The organism is Fictibacillus sp. Mic-4 (assembly GCF_049843615.1).
Classification (GTDB): domain Bacteria; phylum Bacillota; class Bacilli; order Bacillales; family Fictibacillaceae; genus Fictibacillus_A; species Fictibacillus_A gelatini.
This window is the reverse complement of record NZ_JBBHZM010000017.1, coordinates 1-26496: the sequence shown is the minus strand read 5'-3', so window position 1 is coordinate 26496 and position 26496 is coordinate 1. Positions and strand designations below refer to the sequence as shown.

The window sequence follows — 26496 nt, the reverse complement described above, 5'->3', positions numbered from 1 at the left end:
AATTTTGAAACTTTGCTTTCTTAATAAACGTACAACTAAAAAAAGGAAAAGAGGGATCAAAGATGATTAAGAAATTCTTGAAAAAGCTGTTGAATGAAAATTCGCATCGCCATCACCGCCATTATTCAAGCAGCGGTTATAAGAAAAACAAGCATTATGGCGATCCATCGATGTACGGACATCATCACTACAAGAAAAAACATAAATCGAGCGGCTTCTTTAAATCCTATTCCTCAAGTTAATGGCGATGAAGGCTCTTTTCGGCTTATTGGAGCGGCCATTCAAAAACGGAACAGTACTAAAAGGCCAATATAAAATTGCTTCCTTTTTAGGCAAAGGAAGTTACGGAATAGCTTATGAAGCTTATAATCTAAGAGAAAATGAAGAAGTCGTCATTAAACAGCTGCGGCGAAGGAAAGGGTTCATTGCCAGTCTGAATGCTTTTAAAAGAGAAGCCGCTATGTTACAGAAATTGAACCATCCTTCCATCCCGAAATTTATCGATTATTTCCAAGAAGAAAAGCATTATATGCTCGTCATGGAACATATAAAGGGAAAAAACTTTGAAGACCTCATTTTTCATGAAGGGCAAGTGTATGATGAAAAAACATCGTTCAGCATCCTTTTAAATGTCCTTGAAATCGTCAACTATTTTCATAAACAAGGCGTCGTCCATCGTGATTTGCGCATACCGAACATTATGATGAAAAACGGGCGAATCTATATCATTGATTTTGGATTGGCCCGATTCATCAATGATCGAAAACAGTGTGATATGAAGAAAATGACAGAAGAAAAAAAGTTATTCCGTGACATTTCATTTAAAAGCGATTTTTACGCTCTCGGCCATTTCGTTCTCTTTTTGCTCTACTCAAGCTATGAACCTCTTTCAACTAGCGAAAATAGCTGGGAAAATGAGTTGAAGCTAGGAAAACAAACAAAATCGATCATAGGGCGGATGCTCCAAATCGATGAACCATATGAAACGGCAGAAGAGCTTATTCGTGAAGTTCAAGATTGCTTATTTCTGCTCACTTAAAATTAAAGGTTATAGAAAAAACAACTGGCCATCAATAATGATGGCCAGTTCTCTTATGATATAAATAAGTGATTAACCTAAGAAATTCGCCAAAACTACCATTAATACGGTAATGGCCGCTGATCCTCCTAATAATTCTAATAGTCCTGCTCCAGTTAATGATACGTTTGACTTTTCCATTAGTAATCACTCCTTCAATTATGTATGTTTAATAGATTTTCTATACATATTAAACCACAAAAGACACCCTATTGCAACACAAATGTAACATTTGTAATATTCGAGTCATTTTTTTAATAATAGCGGCTGTTTAGCAGGAATTTTAAAGCAAGAAGCGAATGTAGACGGTAACATTTAAAAATGAGGTGGTCGTAATGATGAATAATAGAAAGGATTTTATAACAGCTATTGGAGGGAACAAGCATTAAAGGAGGAAAATTTTTTGTTAAGAAACAAAGAGTCGACGCAGCAACTTTTCGATAATTGGGCGAAAACATATGAACAGGACTTAGAAAACGCTTCTGGCCCTTTATTTGGATATAATCATAGTTTAGAAGAAGCGAGCCGAATGTTACAGGTTGATGATAGCCATTTAATTCTTGATATCGGAATTGGGACCGGCGCTTTTGCTTCATTACTCAGCCAAAATGACGATCTTATTTGGGGAATCGATTTGTCTGAAGAAATGCTTAAACAATGCCGCAGCAAACATCCCCGCTACCATTTGCAGAAAGGAACATTTACAGAGACAGGTCATTCGAATGAAAGGTTTCATTCTCTCATTTCAAGCTTCTGTTTCCACGAAGTTCTTCCAAATGAAAGGGAAAAAGCTTGTGCGGAAATTTATCGGATTCTTAAACCCGGGGGAAAACTTCTCCTATTGGATATTATGTTTCCTTCTTCTGCCGCAATGGACGAAGCAAGGCGAAAAATGGCAAACAAATGGGATTCCACAGAAGACTATCCGATTGTTCATGATCTTGACGCAATGCTCAGGCATGCCGGGTTCTCAGATTTATGCTGGCGGCAAACCGCTCCTTGCCATTGGGCCGTTTTAGCGCGTAAATAAGAAAACTTACACACCTTTCCAGGGAATAGAGTTTAGAACAAGCAAAAAAGAGCTGTTGTTTTTGCAGCTCTTTTTCTGCTATTCGGAAATGATCGTCAGTTTTTCCTCGGCCTTTGTTCGTTGTTGCGGGGATGGAATCATTTCAGGAGTCCCCATTTGGATGATGCCGATGATTTTCTCTCCATCCGCTACCCCGATCTGTTCGCGAAAAACAGGTTCATTAATATATGCAGGTGTTTTCCAAATCGTCCCGAGACCTTTTTCCCATGCAGCCAACATTAAATTTTGGACGCACGCAGATGTAGCGGCAAAATCTTCGTCATATTGCTTTTGCCGCGGGTCAACGTGCATGACAATGACGAGATGAAGCGGCGCATTCATGATTTTCTTTTGGAACTTTTCCCGGCTTAGCTCCTTTTTGTCGCTAGATACTGTGCTTAATGCCGCATTCAATAGCCGCTCTCGCCCATTGTCTTTAAACGCAATAAATCTCCACGGCTCTCTTAATTTATGATTAGGGGCCCAAATAGCGGTATTCAATAGCTCAACAAGTAAACTTTCTGATACCGGCTCATTTGTAAAACGTTTAATGGATCTCCTTGCTTTGATAACATCCGCTACCGAGTTTTCTTTTTTTATTTCATAGTTTTGCATAGAAAGCCTCCGATATACGAGAATGAGAATTGTTTTCAATCAAATTGTACTTTTTTAGTATAGAATTTTCAACTTATTGAATCCGGGCAAAAAATAAAGCTGATGGGAATATCGTTTTCCCATCAGCTTTTATGGCAAGTTGGAGGCTCCCATTAAATAGCGGTCAACTTCTCGTGCTGCTTCGCGGCCTTCGTTAATCGCCCAGACGATTAGGCTTTGTCCTCGTCTTGCATCACCCGCCGCAAACACACCATCAACGTTTGTCGTATACTTTCCATATTCTGCTTTCACTTTGCGGTTCTCCACTTCGACACCAAATTGTTTTAATAGCGGTTGTTCCGGTCCTTCAAAACCAATTGAAATAAAGACTAGCTCCGCAGGCCACACTTTTTCCGTGCCCGGAATTTCTTTAAAGACAACCTTGCCATTTTCCCCCATTACTTTTTCCATTTGGATCGTATGCAATTCTTTCACATTTCCATTTTCATCGCCGACGATTTTGTTCGTTTGAATGCAATATTGGCGAGGGTCTTTTCCGAATTTCATTTCTGCTTCTTTATAAGCATAGTCAAGCGTGAAAACAAGCGGCGGTTCCGGCCACAAATTGTCAGGCTTTCTCGTTCCGGTTAATTGCGGGTGTTTCCCGAACTGAACAACGCTTTTGCACTTTTGGCGAAGAGCTGTTGCCACACAGTCCGCTCCTGTATCGCCGCCACCGATGACGATGACATTTTTTCCTTCTGCATGAATGGATGGTTCTTCGCTAAAATTTGAATTTAAGAAGCTTTTCGTCGTTTCTGTCAAATAATCCATCGCAAAATGAACGCCGTTTAGTTCTCGCCCTTCAACGAGTAAATCGCGCTGTTTTTGCGCTCCGATACAAAGGACAACGGCATCATATTGAGATTTCAGTTGATCGGCGGTTATATCTTTGCCAACTTCTGTGTTGACAACAAACTCAATTCCTTCTTGTTCAAGAAGACGGACTCTTCGTTCAACAATTTCTTTCTCTAATTTCATGTTCGGAATCCCGTACATCAAAAGTCCGCCGATACGGTCAGAACGTTCGAAAACCGTGACCGAATGCCCCGCCTGATTTAATTGATCCGCGCTGGCTAGCCCCGCCGGACCTGAACCGACAACAGCGATTTTCTTTCCAGTCCTAAACTGAGGGATTCGAGGGGTAATCCAGCCTTCCTCAAATCCTTTGTCAATGATCGCTCTCTCTATATTTTTTATCGCCACTGCCGGATCATCATGAATGGCCACTGTACATGAGCCTTCACAAGGAGCCGGACAAACGCGGCCGGTAAATTCCGGGAAGTTATTTGTTTTTAACAGCCGTTCTAGTGCTTCTCTCCATCTACCTTTATAAACTAAATCATTCCACTCCGGTATTAAGTTATGAAGGGGACAGCCCGATGTCGCCCCGTTAATCTCCATTCCCATGTGACAAAACGGAGTCCCGCAATCCATGCAGCGGGCCCCCTGTCTTTGCAATGCTTGATCGGAAAGAGGAAACGTATATTCTTTCCAATCTTCAAGGCGAGAAAGAGGATTGCGCTCTGCCTGCTCTTCACGTTCAAATTCAATAAATCCTGCCTGTTTCCCCATCTTCTCACTCCTTTAGTTAGCTAAAACTTTGAAAACATCGTTTGCCGCATTCGGCTTTTCGCTTTTTTGGCTACCTTCAAAAGCTGCCAGCACCGCTTCTTCTTCCGGCAAACCGGCTTCTCTCATTTTTTCGATCGTTTCCATCATCCGTTTATAGTCTTTCGGAATGACCTTTACAAACTTTTTAACAACTTCATCCCAATGATGAAGCACGAAGGACGCTTTTGTACTTTCTGTATATTGGTAATGTTGTTCGATCATTTCACGAACTTCGCTAACTTCTTGTTCTTCGTCCAATGTCTCAAATAAAACCATTTCTTTGTTGCATAACGATTTGAAATGTTCTGTATCATCAGCGAACACATAGGCAACGCCTCCTGACATACCGGCGGCAAAATTTCTGCCAACCGATCCGAGGACGACAACGCGGCCCCCAGTCATATATTCGCATCCATGGTCACCGACGCCTTCAACAACGGCATTTACTCCACTGTTTCTTACACAGAAACGCTCTCCGGCTCTTCCTTGAATATACGCTTCACCCGATGTTGCACCGTAAAAGGCGACATTGCCGATAATGACATTCTCTCCGTGTGCGACCATTGCCCCTTTTGGCGTGCGGACGATGATTTTTCCTCCTGATAACCCCTTGCCGACATAATCATTGGCGTCCCCGGTAAGATTCAATGTCATGCCTTTTGGCACAAATGCCCCGAAGCTTTGTCCGGCTGAACCCGAGAAATGGAGGTTAATTGTATCGGCAGGCAATCCCTTTTCACCATAACGCTTCGTTACTTCACTGCCGACAATCGTTCCAACAACCCGATGAATATTTTTAATCGGATAATGAAGAACGACCGGCTGCCCGAAATCAAGCGCCTGCTTAACTTGCGGCAAAATTTCTTTCATATCTAACGTTTGCTCAATTTTATGGTCTTGCGGTTTGCTGAATGTGCGCGGACCCTCAGGTTGATAAAGCAATTTAGCCAGATCCAGATGCTTTGCTTTCCAATGATTTTTCGCACGCTCGCCAACCGTCAACAGATCTGTCCGCCCAACCATTTCTTCGACTGTCCTGAATCCGAGCTGCGCCATGATTTCGCGCATTTCCTGAGCGATAAATCGCATGAAATTAACAATATGCTCCGGTTCTCCCATAAACTTTTTGCGAAGCTCCGGATTTTGTGTGGCCACCCCAACCGGACACGTATCTAAATGGCAGGCTCGCATCATGACACATCCGAGGACAACTAGCGGTGCCGTTGCAAAACCGAATTCTTCCGCCCCGAGTAAAGCTGCCATGACGACATCGCGGCCGGTCATTAACTTCCCGTCTGTTTCTAAAACGACGCGATCGCGAAGACCATTTAACATTAACGTTTGGTGGGTTTCAGATAGCCCGAGTTCCCACGGCAGCCCGGCATGTTTAATGCTCGTTTTAGGCGATGCGCCTGTTCCGCCGTCATAGCCGCTAATAACAATCACATCCGCGGCCGCTTTTGCGACACCTGCAGCAATCGTTCCAACGCCTGATTTGGCAACAAGTTTTACACTAATGCGGGCCTGGCGATTGGCGTTTTTCAAATCGTGAATCAGCTGAGCCAAATCTTCAATGGAATAAATGTCATGATGCGGCGGTGGTGAAATTAAGCCAACTCCTGTTGTGGAACCGCGAACATCGGCGATCCATGGATACACTTTTTCGCCCGGAAGCTGACCGCCTTCACCCGGTTTGGCTCCTTGCGCCATTTTAATTTGCAGTTCATCAGCGTGAACTAAATAATGGCTTGTGACACCAAAGCGCCCTGATGCAATTTGCTTGATGGCACTCTTTCTGAGATCGCCGTTTTTATCCCGGAAATAGCGTTTCGGGTCTTCTCCGCCTTCTCCGCTGTTGCTTTTAGCGCCGAGACGGTTCATGGCAATCGCTAACGCTTCATGCGCTTCCTGGCTCAATGCACCGTAAGACATTGCACCGGTTTTAAACCGTTTCACAATCGATTCAACCGGCTCCACTTCGTCAATCGGAACGGGTTGTCTGTTTTCTTTAAAAGTAAAGAGATTCCGTAAAAAAGTCACCCGCTCATCATCGGCCATTTTTGTATATTTTTTAAATAGCTCATAATCTCCTTTTCGGCAGGCCCATTGAAGCGTATGAATCGTGCTCGGATTAAACGCGTGGTGCTCGCCGTTTTTTCTCCATTGAAAATCGCTTCCTGTATCAAGTGTCTTATCTTGATAATGTCCGCTAAATGCCGAAGCGTGTTTGAGTTTTGCTTCTTTCGCGATGACATCTAAACCAATGCCGCCCAATTGGGAAGCTGTTCCGGTAAAATAGCGGTCGATGACTTCACTTCCAATGCCGACCGCTTCAAAAATTTGCGCTCCGCGGTAGCTCTGGACAGTTGATATTCCCATTTTCGACATGACTTTTACGACACCATCGGTTACTGCTTTCGTATAAATTTGTACAGCTTCTTCTTGGCTTGCTGCCAAAGTGCCTTCACTAACCAATTGATTAAGCGTCTCAAACACTAAATATGGGTTGATGGCATCTACGCCGAAGCCAATCAAAGCTGCGAAATGGTGAACTTCTCTCGCTTCCCCTGTTTCGATGATGATGCTGGCGTTTGTCCGCGTTCCTTTGCGAATGAGATGCTGGTGAAGAGCGCTTCCCGCCAGTAATGCCGGAATGGCAATATTTTCGCTATCAACTCCCCTGTCTGAAAGCACAAGTAGCGTTGCCCCTTCCTCCATCGCCTTTTCAGCTGACGAAAATAAGTTTTCCAGCGCTTCCTCTAAATCGTCAGTAAACAACATCGGAATCGTGCAGCTTTTAAATTCAGGATATGGATTTCCTTTAAGCTTTTCCAATTGTTCATTCGAAAGGATCGGAGTTTCTAATTGAATGCGACGGCAGGACTGTTCATTGGGCTTTAGCAAGTTTCCTTCTCTGCCTAAAAATGAAACTGTAGAGGTCACAATTTCCTCACGAATGGCATCTATCGGCGGATTGGTGACCTGGGCAAACAATTGCTTGAAATAGTTAAAGAGAGATTGCGGACGATCCGATAATACGGCAAGCGGAGTATCATTTCCCATCGATCCAATCGGGTCTTTTCCTTCGGTGACGATCGGAATAAGCGTTTTTTCAACTTCTTCATACGTATAGCCGAATGCTTTTTGCATTTTAAAAATATCGTCCACTTTTTGGACATGGCGGGGTGCAGGCAGTTCATCTAAAGTAAGCAATTGGTTATCGATCCACTGCCCGTATGGTTGTTCTTGAGCTAACTCTTCTTTTACTTCTTGATCAGAAAGGATGCGGCCTTCTTCTAAATCGATCAACAGCATCTTTCCAGGATTTAAACGCTCTTTATAAAGGATGTTTTCCTCCGCAACATCAATGACACCAACTTCGGATGCAAATACGATGTAGTCATCTTTAGTCACATAATAACGCGCCGGGCGCAGTCCATTTCGGTCAAGTATCGCACCGATTTGCTTTCCGTCTGTAAAAGAAATAGCTGTCGGTCCATCCCACGGCTCCATTAAGCAGCTATGGTATTGATAAAATGCTTTTTTCTCCCCTTCGATTGAATCGTTGTTTGCCCACGGTTCAGGAATAAGCATCATCGCGCTATGCGCGGGTGTACGTCCGGCCAATACAAAAAATTCAAAGGCATTATCTAAAATAGATGAGTCACTGCCATTTGCATCAAGAATTGGAGTGATTGTTGAAAGATCCGTCCCAAACACTTCCGTCGCAAATTGTCTTTCACGCGCTTTCATCCAATTCATATTTCCGCGAAGTGTATTAATTTCGCCATTATGGGCTAAATAGCGGTTAGGATGCGCTCGTTCCCAGCTCGGGAACGTATTCGTGCTAAAGCGAGAGTGAACAAGCGCAAAAGCTGACTTGAAACGTGCATCGTTTAAATCGTCGTAAAATCCTTTTACTTGCTCTGGAGTTAATAGCCCTTTGTAGACAATCGTCCGGCTCGACAAACTCGCAATGTATAATCCATCTTCTCCTTCCTTTACCGTTTTTTCAATTTGTTTCCGAATCACATATAATTTTCGTTCAAGTTGTAAATCATTCGTTATTTTTTCATCGGCACTTATAAATACCTGGCGGATAAATGGGCGCGTGTCTCTTGCCACCTTGCCGACTTTATCAATAGTTACAGGAACTGTTCTCCACCCCAGAAGCACTAACCCTTCTCGTTTAATCATTTCATTGATAAGTAGTTCATACTTTTTTCTTGTTTCTTCATCTTGAGGCAAGAAAATCATTCCGACCCCATAACGCCCTTTTTGAGGTATATTAAAGTCGCAAACTTCTGAAAAATAAAGATGTGGGATTTGCACCATAATTCCGGCTCCATCTCCGGTTTCCGGATCGCTTCCCTGCCCTCCGCGGTGTTCCATCTGGCAGAGCATATGAAGTCCTTTTTCAACGATTTCGTAAGACGCTTTTCCTTTTAAATGAGCATATAAGCCAATTCCGCATGCATCATGTTCAAATTCTGGACGGTACAGACCTTGTGCGTGAGGTAATCCGTTCAGTTTCATCTGTCTTCCCTCCATTCGATTTTCCGTTTTTAATGGTACTTTTATTTTAATTTTCAAAATCAATATAAACAATATATAATTTAGATAAGATCAATCTCATTTTGAGAACAATAACTGGAGGACAATAATGGAACTACGTCAATTGCGTTATTTTGTTGAAGTGGCCAAACGGGAACATGTATCGGAAGCGGCGGATAATCTTCATGTTGCTCAATCTGCAGTCAGCCGTCAAATCGCTAATTTAGAAGATGAACTTGGGGTGAATTTATTTGAGCGTGAAGGGCGAAATGTGAAATTAACGAGAATCGGGAAACAATTTTTAGAACATGTGGAGTATGCATTGAAGGCGATCGATTTTGCGAAACAAAAAATAGATGAATATTTAGATCCTGACCGTGGAACCGTTAAAATCGGCTTTCCAACAAGCCTGGCAAGCCATACATTACCTACGGTTATCTCTGCTTTTAAAGATAAGCACCCGAATGTTGCCTTTCACTTGCGGCAAGGGTCGTATAACTTTCTGATCGATGCGGTTAAAAACGGGGATATTGATTTAGCCTTGATCGGCCCGATTCCAAGCGATGAAACAGAAATTAAAGGGGAAATTTTATTTACCGAGAACATCGTCGCTCTCCTTCCTCTTAACCATCCGCATGCGAAAAAGAAAAAACTTCATCTTAGCGAGCTGCGCAATGACGCATTTGTCCTTTTTCCTGAAGGGTTTATCTTGCGCAAAATCGCTGTTGATGCGTGCAGGCAATCAGGATTTGCACCGAAAATCTCATCCGAGGGCGAAGATTTTGATGCGATTAAAGGACTTGTTTCCGCAGGCATTGGTGTTACTTTATTACCCGAAAGCACGGTTTACGAAACAACGCCGCACTTTACAACTAAAATTCCGATCGAAATGCCCCAGGTTGTGCGCAACGTTGGGATTATCGTTCCGAAAAACCGCGACCTTGCGCCATCCGAACAAGTCTTTTATCAATTTGTGAAAGAATTCTTTTCTGTTCTTCAGGGGTACCAATAACATCGAAGCAGCCAGCCGCCGATTTTAGGAAAAATGCGCTGCGAACGACGTTTTTTTACGTCCCGGAAAATAAATTCTTTCCTTTGGAAAATAAATTTTGCATTTTGGAAAATAAAACTCACTTTCCGGAAAAAAATTTTCTGTTTTAGAAAAATAGGAGCTATTTATTTTCCTATTGACGTTTTTTATTTTCCAATCGAGAACCTTTATTGTCGGAAATCAACATTTTATTTTCCAACATCGACTTTTTTAATTGAAGTATGTAAAAAGTGAGCAAAAAAAGACAGAAAAAGAGGTGACTGGAAATATCCAGCCACCTCTTTTACCACCAAAACGGGAAAAACGGACCGAATCGTCTTATGCCCCAGAAAGGGAAGCCCCATAAACCGAAGCCCGGAAAGAAACCGGGGAAGCCAAATCCGAAGCCTGGAAAAATCCGTTCGCTTCCGGAATAATTTTCCCCGTCTCTCGCCCTCATAAGCAAGTACAAGTTTTCATTATCATAGCTGTGAAGCGTGCCATGGTGAATGACGCCGTCGGTCGTTTCTAGTTCAATGTTTTGCCCGATATATCTTGCACATAGGTCATGCATATATTTTTTATGATCATAGCCGCTTGCTGCGCCCGGATACATATCCTTTTTGTAATGATCCATGCCTACTCCTCCTCGTATTATTATCAGTTTCAGCATATTCATCAATGTTCAATTTGGATTAGGTGTTTGAGCAATTGAACAATTTTCATGCTTTCGATAGGAAAGCGTTAGATACAAAACCCCTACCTTTTTAAAAAATTGAAATAATTGGATTTATCCATTAAAATATAATGTGAACGTACGTTCTTAAATATAATCCGAGGAGAAAGATCAATGAAAAGTTGGGAAGCCTCTTACATTGCTGGAATTATAGATGGAGAAGGCAGCATCACTTTAACGAGAATGCACGAGAAAGAACATCGTCGACCATGTATCTCTATTTCTTCAACAGATAAAGATCTTCTCATTTATATTCAAAGTTTAACTGGTGGGGTAATAAATAATAAAAAAAACTATAAACCTGAAAAACACAAAAATTCGTATACTTTATATATCAAGAAAAAGGAAGAGGTTTTCACTATTTTAAGACTAATATTGCCTTACTTGAGGGTTAATCAAAAAAGGGATCGAGCCAGGTGGATACTCGAGAATTATGACTCGGTAACTCCCCGAAATGGAAAATACAATAAGGAATCTTTAAGAAAGAAATTAAAATTTGAAGAGTATTTCTTCAAAATTTAAAACAGACCAACGGCGAAGCTGGTCTGTTTATCAACTATGTATGGTGGAGACGGTGGGACGTGCCGATCCATGCTTTCGTCATGGCACTGACTATATCTTGAACCTGGCATTGTCAGGTCCTCCGGCGTCTTATGCGAAATGTAAATTTACTTGTACAAAACAAGCAGAATTTCGCATCCTAGTACTACCTCTTTAGGAGGCAGCCTATAAGTCGATACACGGCTGTTGGATTGCTCCACATACCGCTCGGCATTGCCTTATCACCATTCATTAGTGACTTAGGTTTCACCGATTAAGCCGGATTTTCACTTGCGTGTTGCCACACAAGGCGACTATTTACTAATCGAACCCACGTCCAAAGGCAACGGCACTTAAGCTTCTACGAGTGTAGTCGATATATTGGCGCTTCGCAGCTTTTTCTGCCTACCGACAGGCTTCCAAAGCGCTAGCCTGATTGTTCTCTTCCTTCGTCCTCAGGCGGAGGACAGCCGGCGTAGCCCACTACGAGTGAGTCCCTTACCCTACCACATGGGCGATGGAGGGAGGAACCGCTAAAGTGCTATTAGGCAGCTAAAGCGTAGTTATTGTTTGTTTTGCCAGTTATTGGCTTTGGCGTTTTTACGAGGCCGACCCCCTCGACTCGCAACTTAAGCTCGAACTACCCCTGTCGAATCCGTAACGTCCCCATATTAGAAGTTGGAAGTTGGAGGTGAGAGGTTAGATTCTCAAGTCCATTCTCCGAAGTTTTCTAACTGGCACATTACAAAGAGTAAGAGCTTATTGCCCCTATTCAATTGTATACTTAGTATAGCACCATTAAAGGCACCTTTCAATTGTAAGCTTCTGTAAAACTTACATTTTTTGCTTTTCACGGAAAGCACGCTCGATTTCACGTTTTGCCGCTTTTTTCTTTAAGTCTTCCCGTTTATCGTAATTCTTCTTCCCTTTTGCAAGGCCGATTAATACTTTTGCAAAGCCGTTTTTTAAATACATTTTAAGCGGGACAATCGAATAGCCCTGCTCTTTCGTTTGCCCAAGCAGCTTATTAATTTCTTTCTTATGAAGAAGAAGCTTTCTCGTCCGGAGCGGGTCATGGTTGAAGCGGTTTCCCTGTTCATAAGGGCTAATATGCATATTATGAAGGAAAAGCTCACCATTTTGCACTTTCGCAAACGAATCTTTTAAGTTTGCTTTACCGGCACGAATCGACTTGATTTCAGTACCTTGCAGCACAATTCCGGCTTCAAACGTTTCTTCAATATGATAATCATGCCTTGCCTTTTTATTTTGCGCGACAACCTTTCCTTCTCCTTTAGGCATAACACCCAACCTCCCATTAGCTTAAAGCGGCTTGCCAAAAGCACAAAGCCCTATTCTTAATTAAGCTTTTGCCGCTCGAGCCCGGCCGAACAAGCGCATGAATCATTATACTAAATTGGTCAGGAAACGTCAATAACCGACGTTTCCTGACCCGTTATTTCTTTTTCTTCTTTTTCTTTTTCGCAACCGGTTTATAGAACGGCTGTTTTTTCCCTTTTTTCGAGCCATTGCCGTTTCGTTCGTTTTCCGGCTTGCGCGTTTTCTTTTTCCGGCCGCCTCCGCCTTCGATAACACGCGGGCGCTCTTTTCCTTTTCGTCGCGGCGTTCCTTTCATGCCGACAATTTCAAAATCAATCGACCGTTCATCAAGGTTCACGGCAACAACGCGAACAGAAATCTCATCTCCAATGCGGAAGACGTTTCCCGTCCGTTCCCCGATCATGGCCATATATTTTTCATCAAAATGGTAATAGTCATCAGTTAAGTAACTGACATGGACAAGGCCTTCTATTGTATTCGGAAGCTCTACGAACAGGCCGAAGTTCGTCACACTGCTGATGACACCGTCAAACTCTTCGCCGATCTTATCTTGCATAAACTCGGCCTTTTTCAAATCGTCTGTTTCCCGCTCCGCATCAACGGCACGTCGTTCCATTTCCGACGCATGTTTAGCAATTTCGCCAAGACGCCCTTTCCAATGAGCGATTGTTTCCGCATCGGTTTTTTTCTCGATTAAATACGTTCGAATTAATCGATGAACGATTAAGTCCGGGTAACGGCGTATCGGTGATGTGAAATGCGTGTAAAATTCTGCGGCCAAACCATAATGTCCAAGCGACTGTGGATCATACTTCGCCTGTTTCATCGAACGAAGCATAATCTTGCTGATGACCATTTCTTCAGGCTCGCCCTTAACCTCTTCTAAAAGTTGCTGAAGAGCACGCGGATGGATTTCATTGGCGGCTCCTTTTACGACATATCCAAAAATCGTTATAAATTCAAGGAAGCGGGCCAATTTTTCTTCATCCGGATCTTCGTGAATCCGGTACATAAACGGAAGGTCCAGCCAATGGAAGTGTTCAGCGATAGTTTCATTCGCGCAGAGCATAAATTCTTCAATCAGCCGTTCTGCCACTGAGCGTTCGCGTAAGATGACATCTTTCGGTACGCTTTCTTCATTAACAAGCACTTTTGCCTCGCTAAAATCAAAGTCAATCGCTCCGCGGGCGAAGCGTTTTTTCCTTAAGATTTCGGCCAATTCGCCCATTTGCTTAAAAAACTGAATAAGCGCTTCATATCGTTTCGTAACTTCTTCGTCCTCATCCTGCAATATTTTTCGGACATTTGTGTACGTCATCCGTTCCGTCGTACGGATGACGCTAGGGAAAATATCGTGATTGACGACTTCTCCCTCCGGTGTAATTTCCATTTCACAAGAAATCGTTAATCTGTCGACGTTTGGATTTAACGAACAAATTCCGTTCGACAGGCGATGCGGTATCATCGGGATGACACGGTCAACCAAATAAACACTCGTCCCGCGCTCAAGCGCTTCTTTATCAATCGGAGAACCTTCCTTAACGTAATGGCTGACATCGGCAATATGAACCCCGAGCTTGTAGTTCCCGTTATCCAACTTCACAACATTTACAGCGTCGTCAAGGTCTTTTGCATCTTCCCCGTCAATCGTGACAATTGTTTCGTCGCGAAGATCCCTTCTTCCTTCGAGATCTTTCGGATCGATCGTATCAGGTACACTGTTTGCCTGTTCCAACACTTCTTCCGGAAATTCGCGCGGCAGTCCATGCTTATAAATGACCGAGAGAATATCCACACCAGGATCATTTTTATGCCCTAAAATATGAATGATTTCCCCTTCCGCACTATGGCGGCCTTCAGGATATTTCGTAATCCGGGCAACGACTTTATGGCCTTCTACCGCGCCATTCACACTTTCAGCCGGGATGAAAACATCATTCGGAATTCTTTTGTCATCCGGAATGACAAAGCCGAAATTACGACTTTCTTGAAAGGTTCCAACAACTTCCGTTACGCCGCGCTCTAATATCCGGATAATGGTTCCTTCAGGACGGCTACCTGAAGAAACCGGGCTTAAGCGGACTAAGACTGTATCACCGCTCATTGCTCCATTCATATCAGACTGGGAAATATAAATATCTTTCTCGTCTGAATCTTCACGGATAACAAAGGCAAAGCCTTTTGAATGTCCCTGAACCTTCCCTTTGACGAGATTCATCTTTTCCGGCAAACCATATCGGTTAGTCCGTGTTCGAACGACTAACCCTTCATCCTCTAATTCATTTAATGTAATAACAAGCGTACGGAAATCTGCAGCATCCGTAATTTGAAAAGCTTCTTCTAATTCTTGGACAGTCAGTGGTTTGTACGCTTCTTCTTTCATAAACGAAAGAATCTTTTGCTTATTCAATTTCGTCCATCCTTTCCTGGAAACGAATTCGCTCCATTCGCAGCTCCCTTTTGCATCGATTGCAAAAGAAGCTTCTCTTACTTAGAAAGGAAAAATGAACTATTCCACACTCCAATCGAGGCTTTCAAGAAATTCGTAAATATCTTCGTGGAGCTGTTCTTTTTCTTTTCCAAGTGTTATGACATGAGTGGAATGCTCGTACCATTTTATTTTTTTAACCGTACTTTGCACTTCTTCATAAATAATATTTGCAGAATTAATGTCAATCATTTCATCATGTCTTGCCTGAACGACAAATGTCGGAGCGTATACCATATCCACCGAATTTCGTACGCCCGTAATGAGCTCTCTTAATTCGTTGAGCGTATTCATCGGTATTTTTTTAAATTCTTCCATTTCCTGTTCAATCTGTTCCTCAGTTTTATCTTCTCTTCCTTTAAATTCGCGGGCGTATTCAAGAACACCTTCATAAATCTTTTCTTCCGTTTTTGCATTCATTGGCGCGCACATCGGAATAACGCCTTTTACCGGATGGCTTGCTGCCAGCTTTAGAGAAAAAACGCCACCTAACGAAAGCCCGCAAACCGCGATTTCCTCATACCCTTTTTCTTTTAAAAGGTTATAGCCTCCCATTACATCTTGCCACCAGTCATCCGGTCCTGTATGTAGGAGTTCTTCAGGCGGTACGGCATGCCCTTTATAATGCGGCGCATGGCACGTATAACCCTTTTTTTGCAAGTACCGCCCCAGCATGCGCACATCTGCTGAGCTCCCTGTAAATCCGTGCAATAAAAGCACAGCCCGTTTCCCTTCTTCCCATAAAAATGGTTTTGGCAATGTGTATCTCATTGTTGTCTCTCTCCCTTAAACATGTCTCCTATGTATTTTTCATCTACTAATTATTTTACCCGTTTTGTTGGATTCACAATCATTACGGTATCATGTGAAAAGAAAAACCGGGATGGATCGCATTCATCCACCCCGGCTCCTCATTAAACGAAATAAGCGACTGCGATTGCAAGCAAGAAAAATAAAGTCGCCAAAATCACGGTAATTCTATTCAGCACAGCATCAATCCCGCGAGCTTTTTGCTTTCCGAATAGCTGTTCCGCACCGCCCGTAATCGCTCCAGAAAGACCAGCCGCTTTGCCGGATTGGAGTAATACTACAATAATTAGCGCAATAGATACGATGACAAGTAAAATGGTTGTTAAAGTCTGCATTCGTCACACCCCCACATGTCGCACATTTCTACGTTTAACTTTATCATATCCACCAGTCTTTAAGCAACGCGCTTTCATCAATCGACTCGCTTTTTTTGGACAATGTAAGGTTCAAATCCATTTTCTTTTTCCCGTCTCCGTCCTCCTGGCAGAAGCGCAATCAGCCGCAGGTCAAATAGCACGTGAATAAACATAGCGGGCAGAAGTGAATCAAATTCAATATAGATTAATCCTAAAATGGCGCCTAAATACACCGCAAGGGCCATTCCCTTAATTCCTTGATAAGCGTGTGCCAGTCCAAAGATAACGGCGGATAAACATACGATGCTCCAGATCGAAGCCCCCGGAAATATCCGATGGAAACTATAATAAAGAAATCCCCGATACAAAATCTCCTCTGTTATTCCGGCGGTCAGCGAAACAACCATCCACCACCATCGTTCTTTGTTAGTTGAGGGCAGAAGCTCTTCTATGCCGTTCAATTGTGAAAAGAGAGAATCCTGATATTTTTTGCTATACTTTGATAAAATAACAGGCAAAAAAAGAGCAACGATGACACCGATTAATACTCCGATAAAGACACTGTTGACCGGGGCATGAAAAGAATTTGATTTTAACCTGATGGCATTTAACCCTATATCAGAAAAAGCCGTTTCCTCAAACCACATTCCTATCAATAAAAGAATAACAAGCGTCCAGCTTGAGAAAATAATTTTACGGTAATAGCTGATCCTGTAAGAAGGATTTTCAGTCACTTCCCGTTTAAATTGCAAATAGTCCTTCTTTCCTTTAATAGGTTCAATGGCCACCATATATAAAAACAGCAAACAATAAAAGAACATTTCATTTTTGCTCCTTTGTTCAACCAATATCAAACAAATCATACCACATTTAGATACGTAAAGAGGAAAAACAATGAATGAACCGTTAAAATGAAGAAAGCTACAGATAACTAAGGAGATGCTGCTTTTTGAAAACAGTCTATATAAATGGCACAATCGTTACAATGAATGATAAAAATGAAGTGTTAAAGAACGGCTATATTGTTATTGAGAAAGATAAGATTTTAGAAGTAGGCAAAGGAACCCCCTCTTTCAAAATAGATAAAAAAATTGATTTAAACGGAAAATGGGTGTTGCCTGGCCTTGTGAACACGCATACGCATGTCGTTATGACGATATTAAGAGGAATTGGCGATGACATGTTGCTTCAGCCATGGCTTGAAACCCGGATTTGGCCTCTTGAGCGTCAATTCACCCCGGAGCTTGCGGCTTCCAGTACGGAACTTGGTTTGCTCGAAATGGTCAAAAGCGGGACAACAACGTTTTCCGATATGTTTAACCCGATTGGAATTGATTCCGATTTAATCTTTGAGACCGTCCAAAAAAGCGGAATGCGTGCGGCCGTTTCGCCGACATTCTTTAGTTTTGGAACGAAAGAAGAGCAAAGCCACACCATCCGGGAAACCGAAGCCTTTATTAAACGATACCATAACAAGAACGGAAGAGTAACAACAATGGTTGCCCCCCATAGCACTTATACTTGTTCTCCCGAAATGTTGGAAGAGTGTGCCCGCATCGCTTCTGAAAATCAAGCGATGATTCATATACACGTCTCAGAAAACGTCTATGAAGTTCAGGAAATTGAAAAACAATATGGGGCAAGACCGGTTGAGCATGCGGCACGTCACGGTTTGTTTCATCAACCAACGATAATGGCACACGGAGTCGTATTAAATAAAGATGAACGTGCATTTTTAGCAGAGTGTGACGCCAGGGTCGCACATAACCCGAATAGTAACTTAAAACTTGGGTCTGGGATTGCGGATGTCCACGCCATGCTTCAATCCGGGATAAAAGTCGGGATCGCCACAGACAGTGTTGCTTCTAATAATAATTTAGACATGTTTGAGGAAATGCGCATTGCTGCTCTATTGCAAAAAGGACTTCACCAAAATGCTACCGTAATGCCTGTTGAAACAACTCTTTCACTAGCCACAAAAACAGGTGCAAAAGCTATAGGCATGCTGGACGTCGGTTCGATTGAAGCCGGGAAATGCGCTGATTTTATTACTATCGATCCAACAAATAAACCTCATTTGCAGCCGGCGGAAGAAGTTCTTTCACATCTCGTCTATGCCGCAAGCGGAAAAGATGTATCAGATGTTATTATCGCCGGAGAAAAAATTGTGTCGGACGGTAACTGTTTAACGCTTGATGAAGAGCGAATTATCCATGAAGTGGCACACTTTAAGCAAAAATTAGGATGGACATAATTTCAGCGATAACTTTATTTTCCTGTTTTTTTGCTCGAATCCAAAAAAGAAGTTTGGATACAATAGTGTTTGAATCCGCTTATTTCTGTAAAATAGGGCTACTTTTTTGCTGTAGACTCACCATTACAGGATTTGATAAGATAAATATCTAGTTTTGTTCTGGAGGATGTAAATGGAGTTACGAGAATCAATTGGTAAAAAAGTAGCCTGGATCAGTGTATGGAGCAACGTTGTATTAATGGTAGGCAAGCTTCTCTTCGGCTTTCGCAGCGGAAGTGATGCAGTATTTGCAGACGGTATTCATTCAGCCGCCGATGTTTTCGCTTCCGTGATCGTATTGTTCGTTATTGGGATTGCGAACAAACCGCCCGATAAAGAACATCCATACGGGCATGGAAAAGCGGAAGTCATTATTTCAGGAATCGTTGGGATTCTTTTACTTTTAGTTTCATTATATATTATCGTTGAGGCGGTATTAGGTTTTTTCCATCCCGTTAAAGCTCCTGATTTAATGGCAATGTGGGTAGCGTTATTCTCCTTTTTTGCAAAACAACTTTTATATCTTTACTCCTTAAAAGTTTCGCAAAAATATAACAGCAAGGCGATCGAAGCGATTGCCTATGACCATAAGGCAGACATTGTCGCCTCAATCGCTGCAGCTGTCGGTGTGTCGATATCCATCATCGGGCAAAGCGAAAATGTGAATGTTCTTCTTTATGCTGACAAAGTCGCCAGTATTTTTGTCGCTTATCTCATCTTTAAAATTGCAAAAGAAATGCTTTCTGAATCGTTCAATATACTGCTTGAGCGGAATGTAAATCAGGAATTGATCCGTCAATATGAATCCATCGTTTTCAAGTTTCCAGAGGTTAAGCGAATTGACCGGATCCGCGCAAGAGAACATGGCCATTATATTCTTGTTGATTTAAGAATCTCGATCGATCATGAGAAAACCATTAAGGAAGGGCATGACTTAGGAAGAGCGATTAAGAAGAGGCTGATGGAAAAATACGATAACATTCAGGAAGTGCTTATTCATCTCAACCCTTATTACGAAGATTGAGAAGAAGCTAAGCCCGGCGATTTGGGCTTAGCTTCTTTTTTAAATAGGATCAATTTTCTTTAGCGGCCGCTTAGCGGGACCTTCGATCACTTCACCTGTAATTGAAAATCTTGAACCATGACACGGACAATCCCATGTGCGGTCACCGGAGTTCCATTCAATTTCACAGCCCATATGTGTGCACGTTGTATCAACTAGATGAACCTCACCTTTTTCGTCTTTATAGGCGCCGGCTCGTTTGCCGTCCACATTGACGACAGATCCCTCGTCGTTCTCAAGATCATCGGCGCTTCTAAGTGCATACTCTAGCTTTCCTTCGATTAAATGTTTCGCGACATCCGCATTTTGGATCAGGAAATTTTTTACGCTCGGCTCCGCATCGAACCGGGATGGCGTATAAAGTTCTTCATAACGATTTTCTTTTTGAATGATTAAATCTCTAAGCAATAATGCAGCAGCCGTGCTGTTCGTCATTCCCCACTTTCGATAGCCTGTGGCAACAAAAATGTTCGGTTTCCCGGAAGAAATTCGCCCGACATATGGAATCTTGTCCAATGTCGTTAAATCCTGGGTTGACCAGCGGAACAAATAGTCTTTGATCCCGAATGTTTCGTTCGCAAATTCTTCAAGAGCCTCGTAATGTTGAATGGTCGGGATGCCCTGGCCTGCCTTATGATTTTCACCGCCAATAAGAAGCAATTTTTCGCCGTTATACATCGTATAGCGTAATGAGCGGGTAGGCTGTTCCGCATTAATATACATGCCGCCAGGGTATTCTTTTTCCGTTTTCACGGCAATGACGTAAGAACGCTCGGCATACATTCTTGAAAAGTAAAAACCGCCATCGTAAAACGGAAAATGAGAACATGAAATGAGCTGATCACATGTGATCGCATGTCCGTCCCTCGTATAAATGATCGGACGATCCCCTCTTTCGACACGCACCGCCGTTGTATTTTCAAAGATCAGCCCGCCTTGATTTGTAATATCTTCAATTAGTTTCTTTAAATATTTTAACGGGTGGAACTGCGCTTGATTATTCATTTTGACAGCCGCTTTTATCGAGAAATCGAGAGGAAGGCTCTCTAGAAATTCACCATTTATCCCAAGCTTCCTATACGCTTCGATTTCTTTCTTCAATTTATCGACATATTGGTCATCATTTGTAAAAATGTAGGCGTCTTCCTCACTGAAATCACAATCGATATGATTTTCCTGAATGGTTGATTGGATGAACTTCATTGCTTCTATATTCGCATCATAATAGTTTCTTGCCTTTTCTTCTCCTATATTCGAAATGAGTTCATCATAAATGAGACCATGTTGGGCAGTAATTTTTGCAGTCGTATGCCCCGTTGTTCCATTTAAAAGATTTCCGGCATCGATCATGGCAACTTTGAATCCTTCTTTTATTAGCAAATAGGCTGTCGTTATTCCGGATATTCCTCCGCCAACGATCGCAATGTGAACATCTATATCTTCTTTTAGTTGGTTAAAGCGCGGCAATTCTGCAGATTCCCTCCAGTATGGCTCCGGAAACTGGGGCATCTGTTTATGATCCTTGTAATTATCAGTCATGAATGTTCCTCCTTGTTCAGTTGTCCTCTACATAATTTTTCCAACTAACAAGGAGTTCATGCATACTTTTCTTAATCGCTTCCTGACACAAAAAGATCGTCTTTAATCGTTGCCAATACCGTACCTGGCGTAACTTTATCGCCTTTTTTCACCTTTAACGAATCAACGATGCCGCTTACGCCTACAGTAATTTGTTCTAAAGAGCCCTGGATTTTTTTAATAGTAAACAAAGGCTCCCATTCGTAAATCCGGTCACCTGGCTGAACAATAATTTCTTCCACAACACCATACGACGGACACGGCACAATCTCCCGGTTATCCCAGCGGCTTGTTACGATTTCTTGAATCATCATTTAAAATGCCCTCCTTTTTCCCCACTTTATCGTCCAACTTTTTAAAATAGTTGCACGTTTTATCAGATGATTGTTGCAAGTTTCATGCCAGATGAAAAACGAATTTCGAGCAATATTTGGCGTAAGCGTTTTACAAAATATATATTAAGAATTGAATAGACTATGCATCATTGAATGGACAGTTTAACAGAAAAAAGGGAGGCCACCGCCTCCACGGTAGCCTCCCTCAAAATTATGCTGTATGTTGTTTTTCTTTTTTGGATTCAAGTGTTTCACGGGGCAAGTTGGCCGAGATAAGCATAGCGATAACGGCGATAATAATTAATACGAGAAAAATATGGTGCAAGCCTGATACAAGAATTTCGCGAAGAACGGCTTCTATCTTAGCCGGCAATGCATTCGTTCCTTCCGGGTTGATCAATTGGTTCATTTGTCCCATTGTCAAATCGGGATGACGTGCGATTTCATTTGATAGCGTTGCATTAAAATACGTTCCAAATAGCGCTGCGCCGATCGTTTGGCCGAGGGTTCGGAAAAAGGTATTGGACGCGGTTGCCACTCCGCGTTTTGACCAATCGACGGCCGCCTGGCTACTTACGGTAAATAAGGTGATAACAAGCCCGAAGCCGAGACCGATCAGTGCGGTAATCGGATAAAACCAGAATTCCATGCTGTCTTTTTGAAAAAACGATAAACAAACTGTCCCGGCAATGATGACAAAAGTACCTAGCAGCCCAACGGCTCGCTGGCCATTTTTCACTAACATGCGGCCGCATAAAAACGAACCGAGCATCCAGGTGAGTGACATCGGAGTGGAAGCGAAGCCTGCTCTAGTCGCTCCCTGTCCTAACACGCCCTGTACCCACATCGGGATATAAACCATTAAACCAATTAAAACACTGCTAACTAAAAAGGCAGCCGCGTTCGATACAGCCATTACTTTTGAACGGAACAATTCAAGAGGCATCATCGGTTCTTTCACTTTTGATTCGATCCATAAAAAGATAAGCAGAAATGCGATAAAGGAGGCAAATAAGCCAAGCATTGTCGGAGTTGTCCACTTATGTTCTTCACCGCCTTTTTGCAGGGCATATAAAAGGCTGATCATACTAATAGCAAACGTAATTGCGCCTAAATAATCGATATGATGCTTCTTCTTCTCAATCGACTCTTTTAATGAAACGGCAATCATGATGATCGCTACAATCCCAAATGGAATGTTCATAAAGAAAATCCAGTGCCAGGAAATTTGGTCAACAAAAAATCCGCCGACAAGCGGTCCTGTAATTCCGGCAATTCCCCAGATCATTCCCATGAATCCCATCATTTTCGCCCGTTGTTCGACCGGAAAAATATCACCAATAATGGTTGAAGTTACAGGCAAAATCGCTCCTGCTCCAACTCCTTGTAGAGCGCGGAACCAGATCAATTGCTGCATCGACTGCGAAAATCCGCACAGTGTGGAGCCTAATAAAAAGATCAGTGTTCCAACAATGAAAATGCTTTTTCGCCCGAATAGGTCCGAAAGCTTTCCGAAGATCGGGACGGCGGTCGCCGAAATAAGCAAAAAGATGGAAAACACCCAGTTCATCAGCTCAATGCCTTTTAAATCACTAACGATTTTCGGCATCGCCGTACTTACGATCGTTCCTTCGATTGCCGTCAAAAATGTCGCCATCATTAACGCAATCATCACTACTTTTCGATTAGATTTCATCATGAACCTCACTTATTATTTATACTTTTTATACTTAAAACTATAAATAATGCAAGAATAGACGTCAAGAAGTTTGCTCCAAAATGAAAAACACTCAAGTTGGATCAACTGAGTGCTTGTTTATCCTTTATATTATATGTTGCGTGTTCGAAATCATCCTAAGTCTTGAGAAGGAATTATCTATTTCCTCTCCTTTGCATATAATTGCCAGAGTCAGTTTAAATCTACGGTATTATCATAAAAATAATCGATCCATTGACCTTTCTTATTCTTTTTCTGCCATTCAACACTGACCGAAATATCTGTAATAAAAAGGCGCTTTGGTTTATCTTCTTGCAATCTAATTGAAATCAAAGCTCCTTTAAATTTATCATAATCAATCTTCAAATCATCATTTATAATCTTGTTAAACTCTTGTTCATTTAAATTGTAAGCAAGAGAAGGGGGCTCGTCTAAACCGTACTCATAATGTTTTGGCTTCACCTTTTCAATTCCTTGGAGTTTATCAAGCATAAATTGCAAGTTAAGCGTCTTATTTGTTTCTTGATTTACATATTGATTATTTGCATAACGTACTTTAAACTCTTTTGAACTTTCTTCTTTAATTTGCTTTTCTTCATTCCCCTTTTCGATACTAACATCAAAACTTTTTACCGCCTTTCCTGCAGCTGAATTTATGGCGGTATTATATATTCCTTCAAAATAGATTTCATCTGTTTCCTTTTTTATTTGGTTTTTTTCTGCTGGTGACGAAGTAATCACATAAGCATCCTGATGATATTCCGAATGTCCGTTTTTCGCACGCATAATGGATGTCATGTTCTTTTCATTTAAATCTTTTGCAATCGCATGATAGTCAATCTCTTTAATGAACAGGCAGCCACTTAATAGACTGATTACCGCCGACAACAGTAGGATAAAAAATACTTTTTTCATTGTTTCCCCTTGTTTATTGATTAAATTTTTCCTTATTTATTTAAAGAATTTGCGGAAAGATTTTACTCCTGGCTTTAACTATTATTTTACTTAAGCAGAGCCATAATTAAAGTACTATCTTTTTCTAGTACCCCGGAACAACCATTCGAGTGCATTACAATCTATAAACTATTAATAACTTTCAGATCATGCCAAATCCTTCTTCAAAATCAGTATATGATAAATGCCCGTATATTAATTAATATACGGGCATTTGAAATAGATTTAGCTAAACCTTAAAATGTTTCTTTTTACGTTTTCTCATTAGAATAATAGCAAAGACGCGCAGCGCCGCAAGTGCTATGAAAAGCAATGTATCTATCTAAAAATCGGTCTTATTGATCTTTTCCGCAACACTTCTTATATTTCTTCCCACTCCCGCACGGGCAAGGATCATTGCGTCCTATTTTACGGCTGTTCCCTCTTTCCTTTGTACCGGTTCCGGCCTGTCCGAAAGGTTCGGATGGCACAGGATTCAAGTGTGTTTTCTCTTTTTTAGACAACTCAGCAGGGGTATAACCTTTAAGAACCCACATATGAGAATTATTATAAACATCCATCATTTTTTCCGTTAATTGCTGAACAAATTCAAATGAAGGAAACTCTAACCGACTTTGCAAATATTGAAACATCATCGACGGCTCCAAGTCCATATGAATTATATTATTCATTTGTATCGCGATTTCATCCGTTTCCCCGGCGGTAAGATCATAATGTTCCAACAAAAATCGAAGAAATTTTTTCATTGCCGGAGTTTTTTCGATATATCCCGGAACTCCCGCTTTTAAAAGCTGTTTCTTTGAAAACGGGTAATAGTCGATATCGGATCTCATTTTATGTTGATCGATGATTTTCTTTTCATCAAAAATCCTATGATCTTTGAGATATCCATTAGAGAATCTTACTTGATCATAATAGTCACTTGCTGTATGGATAACATGCAAATATTCACCAATCTCTACCTTTTGCTCTGTTAGCGACCTAATCCTATCCAGGATTTTGGATGTATTCAATACCCCATAGTAATAAAGTAATCCATGGGTAAGGAGAATCCATTCTGTGTTCCTGCGAATTTTTTCTTGAAGTTCTGTGTCATCGATATGTTCAAATTCAACGCAAAGTTCAGTCGGTATCGTTAAGATCTTTTTTTCCTTTTTTATAACGGGAAAAATAATCCCGTACCCCATCAGCGATTCAATTTTTGAAATCGGAAATTCATCGTCAATAGGCAATACTCCGGAATTTTTTATAATTTTTCGAATGAGTTCGTATCTTTCCTGATCGAAAACGGATAAAACGAGTTTAAAACAAATGGGTATAGCTCGTTCAAGTTCACGTGCTAACTCATCTTTCTTCAAGGAGCTCATTCCTCTAAGATTGAGATTTTTACGAATCACATCCAATTCGTTCTTTGTCAATGAACGGAGTATGGTATAAAGCTTGCATGGTAGTTCAATCTTCTTCCAAAGCCGTTGTTCCCGTCTAATTTCTAACTGCCTGTGATGCGTTTTTGCATTTTCTAGCGCTTTTAATAATTGATTCCTAGTTTTTTTATCCATTCTGTTATTCATTGTAAACTCCAATCTAAATTTGAATCAAAAAGTTTCAACTATTTCCCGTGGATACTTTTTGCTAAAACTAACTTGCCTTTATCAGAAGTTAAATCATTGTTTCAACTGTCATAGACATCATCCCTTCTCTTGAAATTTATTCTTAGCATCAAGATTACCACTCTCTAAAAAAATACTGTTACCCATATCATAACTTATAACCTGTCCATTCTTATCTTTTTTTTTATTTTGCATTCCCTTTTTTGTCTTTTGCAAATTCATAGAAATAATAGCTTTTTTAAAAGTAGTATATTTAATTTTTAAATCGTCATTTATAATTTCATTAATTTGTTTTTCATTCAAATTATAAGAAACAGATGGTGGTTCATCTAAGCCGTATGTACATTTTGATGGTTTAACTTTTTCAATTCCTTGAAGTTTATCAAAAATAAATACTAGATCCAATGGTTTTTTCGTTTTATCATTTATAAACTGATTGTTAGAATAACTAACCTTAAATTCAGGAGAACTATTCTTTTTTATTGTTTTTTCCTACCCGTTCCTTTTTCAATACTCGTTTCGGAACTTGTTCCGACTACTCCTATTGCATTATTTTTAACGGTATTATATATTCCATCGAATCCAATTTTACTTTAATGAAGAGCTGTCGGATGGTGAACATCCACTGACTGTCATAGGATTGAGATCAATAGTAATACGGAAAGTAGTTTCTTCC

At 41.3% G+C, this 26496-nt stretch carries 22 protein-coding genes and 1 other RNA gene; 7 read left to right on the top strand and 16 right to left on the bottom strand.

Annotation, left to right across the window (positions count from 1 at the left end):
* The first annotated feature begins 62 nt into the window (after positions 1-62).
* The 3 genes from WD019_RS12245 (at position 63) to WD019_RS12235 (ending at position 2108) form a co-directional block, all read left to right on the top strand.
* Positions 63-242, top strand: a complete 180-nt coding sequence (locus WD019_RS12245; RefSeq protein ID WP_026677591.1) for a hypothetical protein — start codon at positions 63-65, stop codon at positions 240-242.
* Positions 243-247: 5 nt separating this feature from the next.
* A complete protein-coding gene (locus tag WD019_RS12240) occupies positions 248-1039 on the top strand; it encodes a serine/threonine protein kinase (RefSeq protein WP_425711678.1) in 792 nt (263 codons plus the stop codon).
* A 442-nt stretch (positions 1040-1481) separates the two neighbouring features.
* Entirely contained in the window at positions 1482-2108 is a 627-nt protein-coding gene (locus WD019_RS12235; RefSeq protein WP_425711677.1) for a class I SAM-dependent methyltransferase, read from the top strand.
* A gap of 78 nt (positions 2109-2186) precedes the next feature.
* Here WD019_RS12235 and WD019_RS12230 read toward each other — a convergent pair whose 3' ends face one another.
* The 3 genes from WD019_RS12230 to gltB form a co-directional block, all read right to left on the bottom strand.
* The gene (locus WD019_RS12230; RefSeq protein WP_425711676.1) at positions 2187-2762 is read right to left on the bottom strand and encodes a nitroreductase family protein; all 576 of its coding nucleotides are present in this window, start codon (positions 2760-2762) and stop codon (positions 2187-2189) included.
* A gap of 129 nt (positions 2763-2891) precedes the next feature.
* On the bottom strand, positions 2892-4376 hold the full coding sequence (locus WD019_RS12225; protein ID WP_425711675.1) for a glutamate synthase subunit beta: 1485 nt from the start codon (positions 4374-4376) through the stop codon (positions 2892-2894).
* A gap of 12 nt (positions 4377-4388) precedes the next feature.
* On the bottom strand, positions 4389-8951 hold the full coding sequence (gltB, locus tag WD019_RS12220; RefSeq protein ID WP_425711674.1) for a glutamate synthase large subunit: 4563 nt from the start codon (positions 8949-8951) through the stop codon (positions 4389-4391).
* A 127-nt stretch (positions 8952-9078) separates the two neighbouring features.
* Between gltB and WD019_RS12215 the strand changes: the two genes are divergently transcribed.
* Positions 9079-9981 carry a LysR family transcriptional regulator gene (locus WD019_RS12215; protein ID WP_026677585.1) on the top strand — a complete coding sequence of 301 codons (903 nt, stop codon included), beginning with the start codon at positions 9079-9081 and terminating at the stop codon, positions 9979-9981.
* 322 nt (positions 9982-10303) lie between these two features.
* Here the strand turns inward: WD019_RS12215 and WD019_RS12210 are convergent, their stop codons facing one another.
* Positions 10304-10636, bottom strand: a complete 333-nt coding sequence (locus WD019_RS12210) for a hypothetical protein (RefSeq protein ID WP_425711673.1) — start codon at positions 10634-10636, stop codon at positions 10304-10306.
* Positions 10637-10849: 213 nt separating this feature from the next.
* On the opposite strand from WD019_RS12210, the gene WD019_RS12205 reads away from it, so the two are divergent.
* Positions 10850-11257 carry an LAGLIDADG family homing endonuclease gene (locus WD019_RS12205; protein ID WP_026677583.1) on the top strand — a complete coding sequence of 136 codons (408 nt, stop codon included), beginning with the start codon at positions 10850-10852 and terminating at the stop codon, positions 11255-11257.
* 340 nt (positions 11258-11597) lie between these two features.
* Here the strand turns inward: WD019_RS12205 and ssrA are convergent.
* From ssrA to WD019_RS12175, 6 genes are all read right to left on the bottom strand, one after another.
* Positions 11598-11935, bottom strand: a transfer-messenger RNA (tmRNA) gene (ssrA, locus tag WD019_RS12200).
* 174 nt (positions 11936-12109) lie between these two features.
* Entirely contained in the window at positions 12110-12577 is a 468-nt protein-coding gene (gene smpB / locus WD019_RS12195) for an SsrA-binding protein SmpB (RefSeq protein ID WP_026677582.1), read from the bottom strand.
* Between the two features lie 154 nt (positions 12578-12731).
* Positions 12732-15026 carry a ribonuclease R gene (gene rnr, locus WD019_RS12190; RefSeq protein WP_425711672.1) on the bottom strand — a complete coding sequence of 765 codons (2295 nt, stop codon included), beginning with the start codon at positions 15024-15026 and terminating at the stop codon, positions 12732-12734.
* Positions 15027-15125: 99 nt separating this feature from the next.
* Complete coding sequence (locus tag WD019_RS12185) at positions 15126-15875, bottom strand: alpha/beta hydrolase (protein ID WP_026677580.1); 750 nt, start codon at positions 15873-15875, stop codon at positions 15126-15128.
* 143 nt (positions 15876-16018) lie between these two features.
* Positions 16019-16249, bottom strand: coding sequence for a preprotein translocase subunit SecG (secG, locus tag WD019_RS12180; protein WP_026677579.1), 231 nt, complete (start codon positions 16247-16249; stop codon positions 16019-16021).
* A gap of 77 nt (positions 16250-16326) precedes the next feature.
* A complete protein-coding gene (locus WD019_RS12175; protein WP_026677578.1) occupies positions 16327-17091 on the bottom strand; it encodes a CPBP family intramembrane glutamic endopeptidase in 765 nt (254 codons plus the stop codon).
* A 164-nt stretch (positions 17092-17255) separates the two neighbouring features.
* Here WD019_RS12175 and WD019_RS12170 point away from each other — a divergent pair, with 164 nt between their 5' ends.
* Together WD019_RS12170 and WD019_RS12165 are read left to right on the top strand one after the other, a co-directional pair.
* Complete coding sequence (locus WD019_RS12170; RefSeq protein WP_425711709.1) at positions 17256-18524, top strand: amidohydrolase family protein; 1269 nt, start codon at positions 17256-17258, stop codon at positions 18522-18524.
* Between the two features lie 172 nt (positions 18525-18696).
* Entirely contained in the window at positions 18697-19587 is an 891-nt protein-coding gene (locus tag WD019_RS12165; RefSeq protein ID WP_026677576.1) for a cation diffusion facilitator family transporter, read from the top strand.
* 39 nt (positions 19588-19626) lie between these two features.
* On the opposite strand, the gene WD019_RS12160 is transcribed toward WD019_RS12165, so the two are convergent.
* The 6 genes from WD019_RS12160 to WD019_RS12135 form a co-directional block, all read right to left on the bottom strand.
* Entirely contained in the window at positions 19627-21165 is a 1539-nt protein-coding gene (locus WD019_RS12160; protein WP_425711671.1) for an FAD-dependent oxidoreductase, read from the bottom strand.
* Positions 21166-21236: 71 nt separating this feature from the next.
* Positions 21237-21515, bottom strand: a complete 279-nt coding sequence (locus tag WD019_RS12155) for a biotin/lipoyl-containing protein (protein WP_026677574.1) — start codon at positions 21513-21515, stop codon at positions 21237-21239.
* A gap of 235 nt (positions 21516-21750) precedes the next feature.
* The gene (locus WD019_RS12150) at positions 21751-23238 is read right to left on the bottom strand and encodes an MDR family MFS transporter (RefSeq protein ID WP_026677573.1); all 1488 of its coding nucleotides are present in this window, start codon (positions 23236-23238) and stop codon (positions 21751-21753) included.
* A gap of 210 nt (positions 23239-23448) precedes the next feature.
* Positions 23449-24171: a DUF3952 domain-containing protein gene (locus tag WD019_RS12145; RefSeq protein ID WP_425711670.1), complete on the bottom strand. Its 723-nt coding sequence runs from the start codon at positions 24169-24171 to the stop codon at positions 23449-23451.
* 374 nt (positions 24172-24545) lie between these two features.
* Entirely contained in the window at positions 24546-25781 is a 1236-nt protein-coding gene (locus tag WD019_RS12140) for a YecA family protein (protein ID WP_425711669.1), read from the bottom strand.
* 117 nt (positions 25782-25898) lie between these two features.
* Positions 25899-26225, bottom strand: a complete 327-nt coding sequence (locus WD019_RS12135) for a hypothetical protein (RefSeq protein WP_425711668.1) — start codon at positions 26223-26225, stop codon at positions 25899-25901.
* Between the last annotated feature and the right edge of the window lie 271 nt (positions 26226-26496).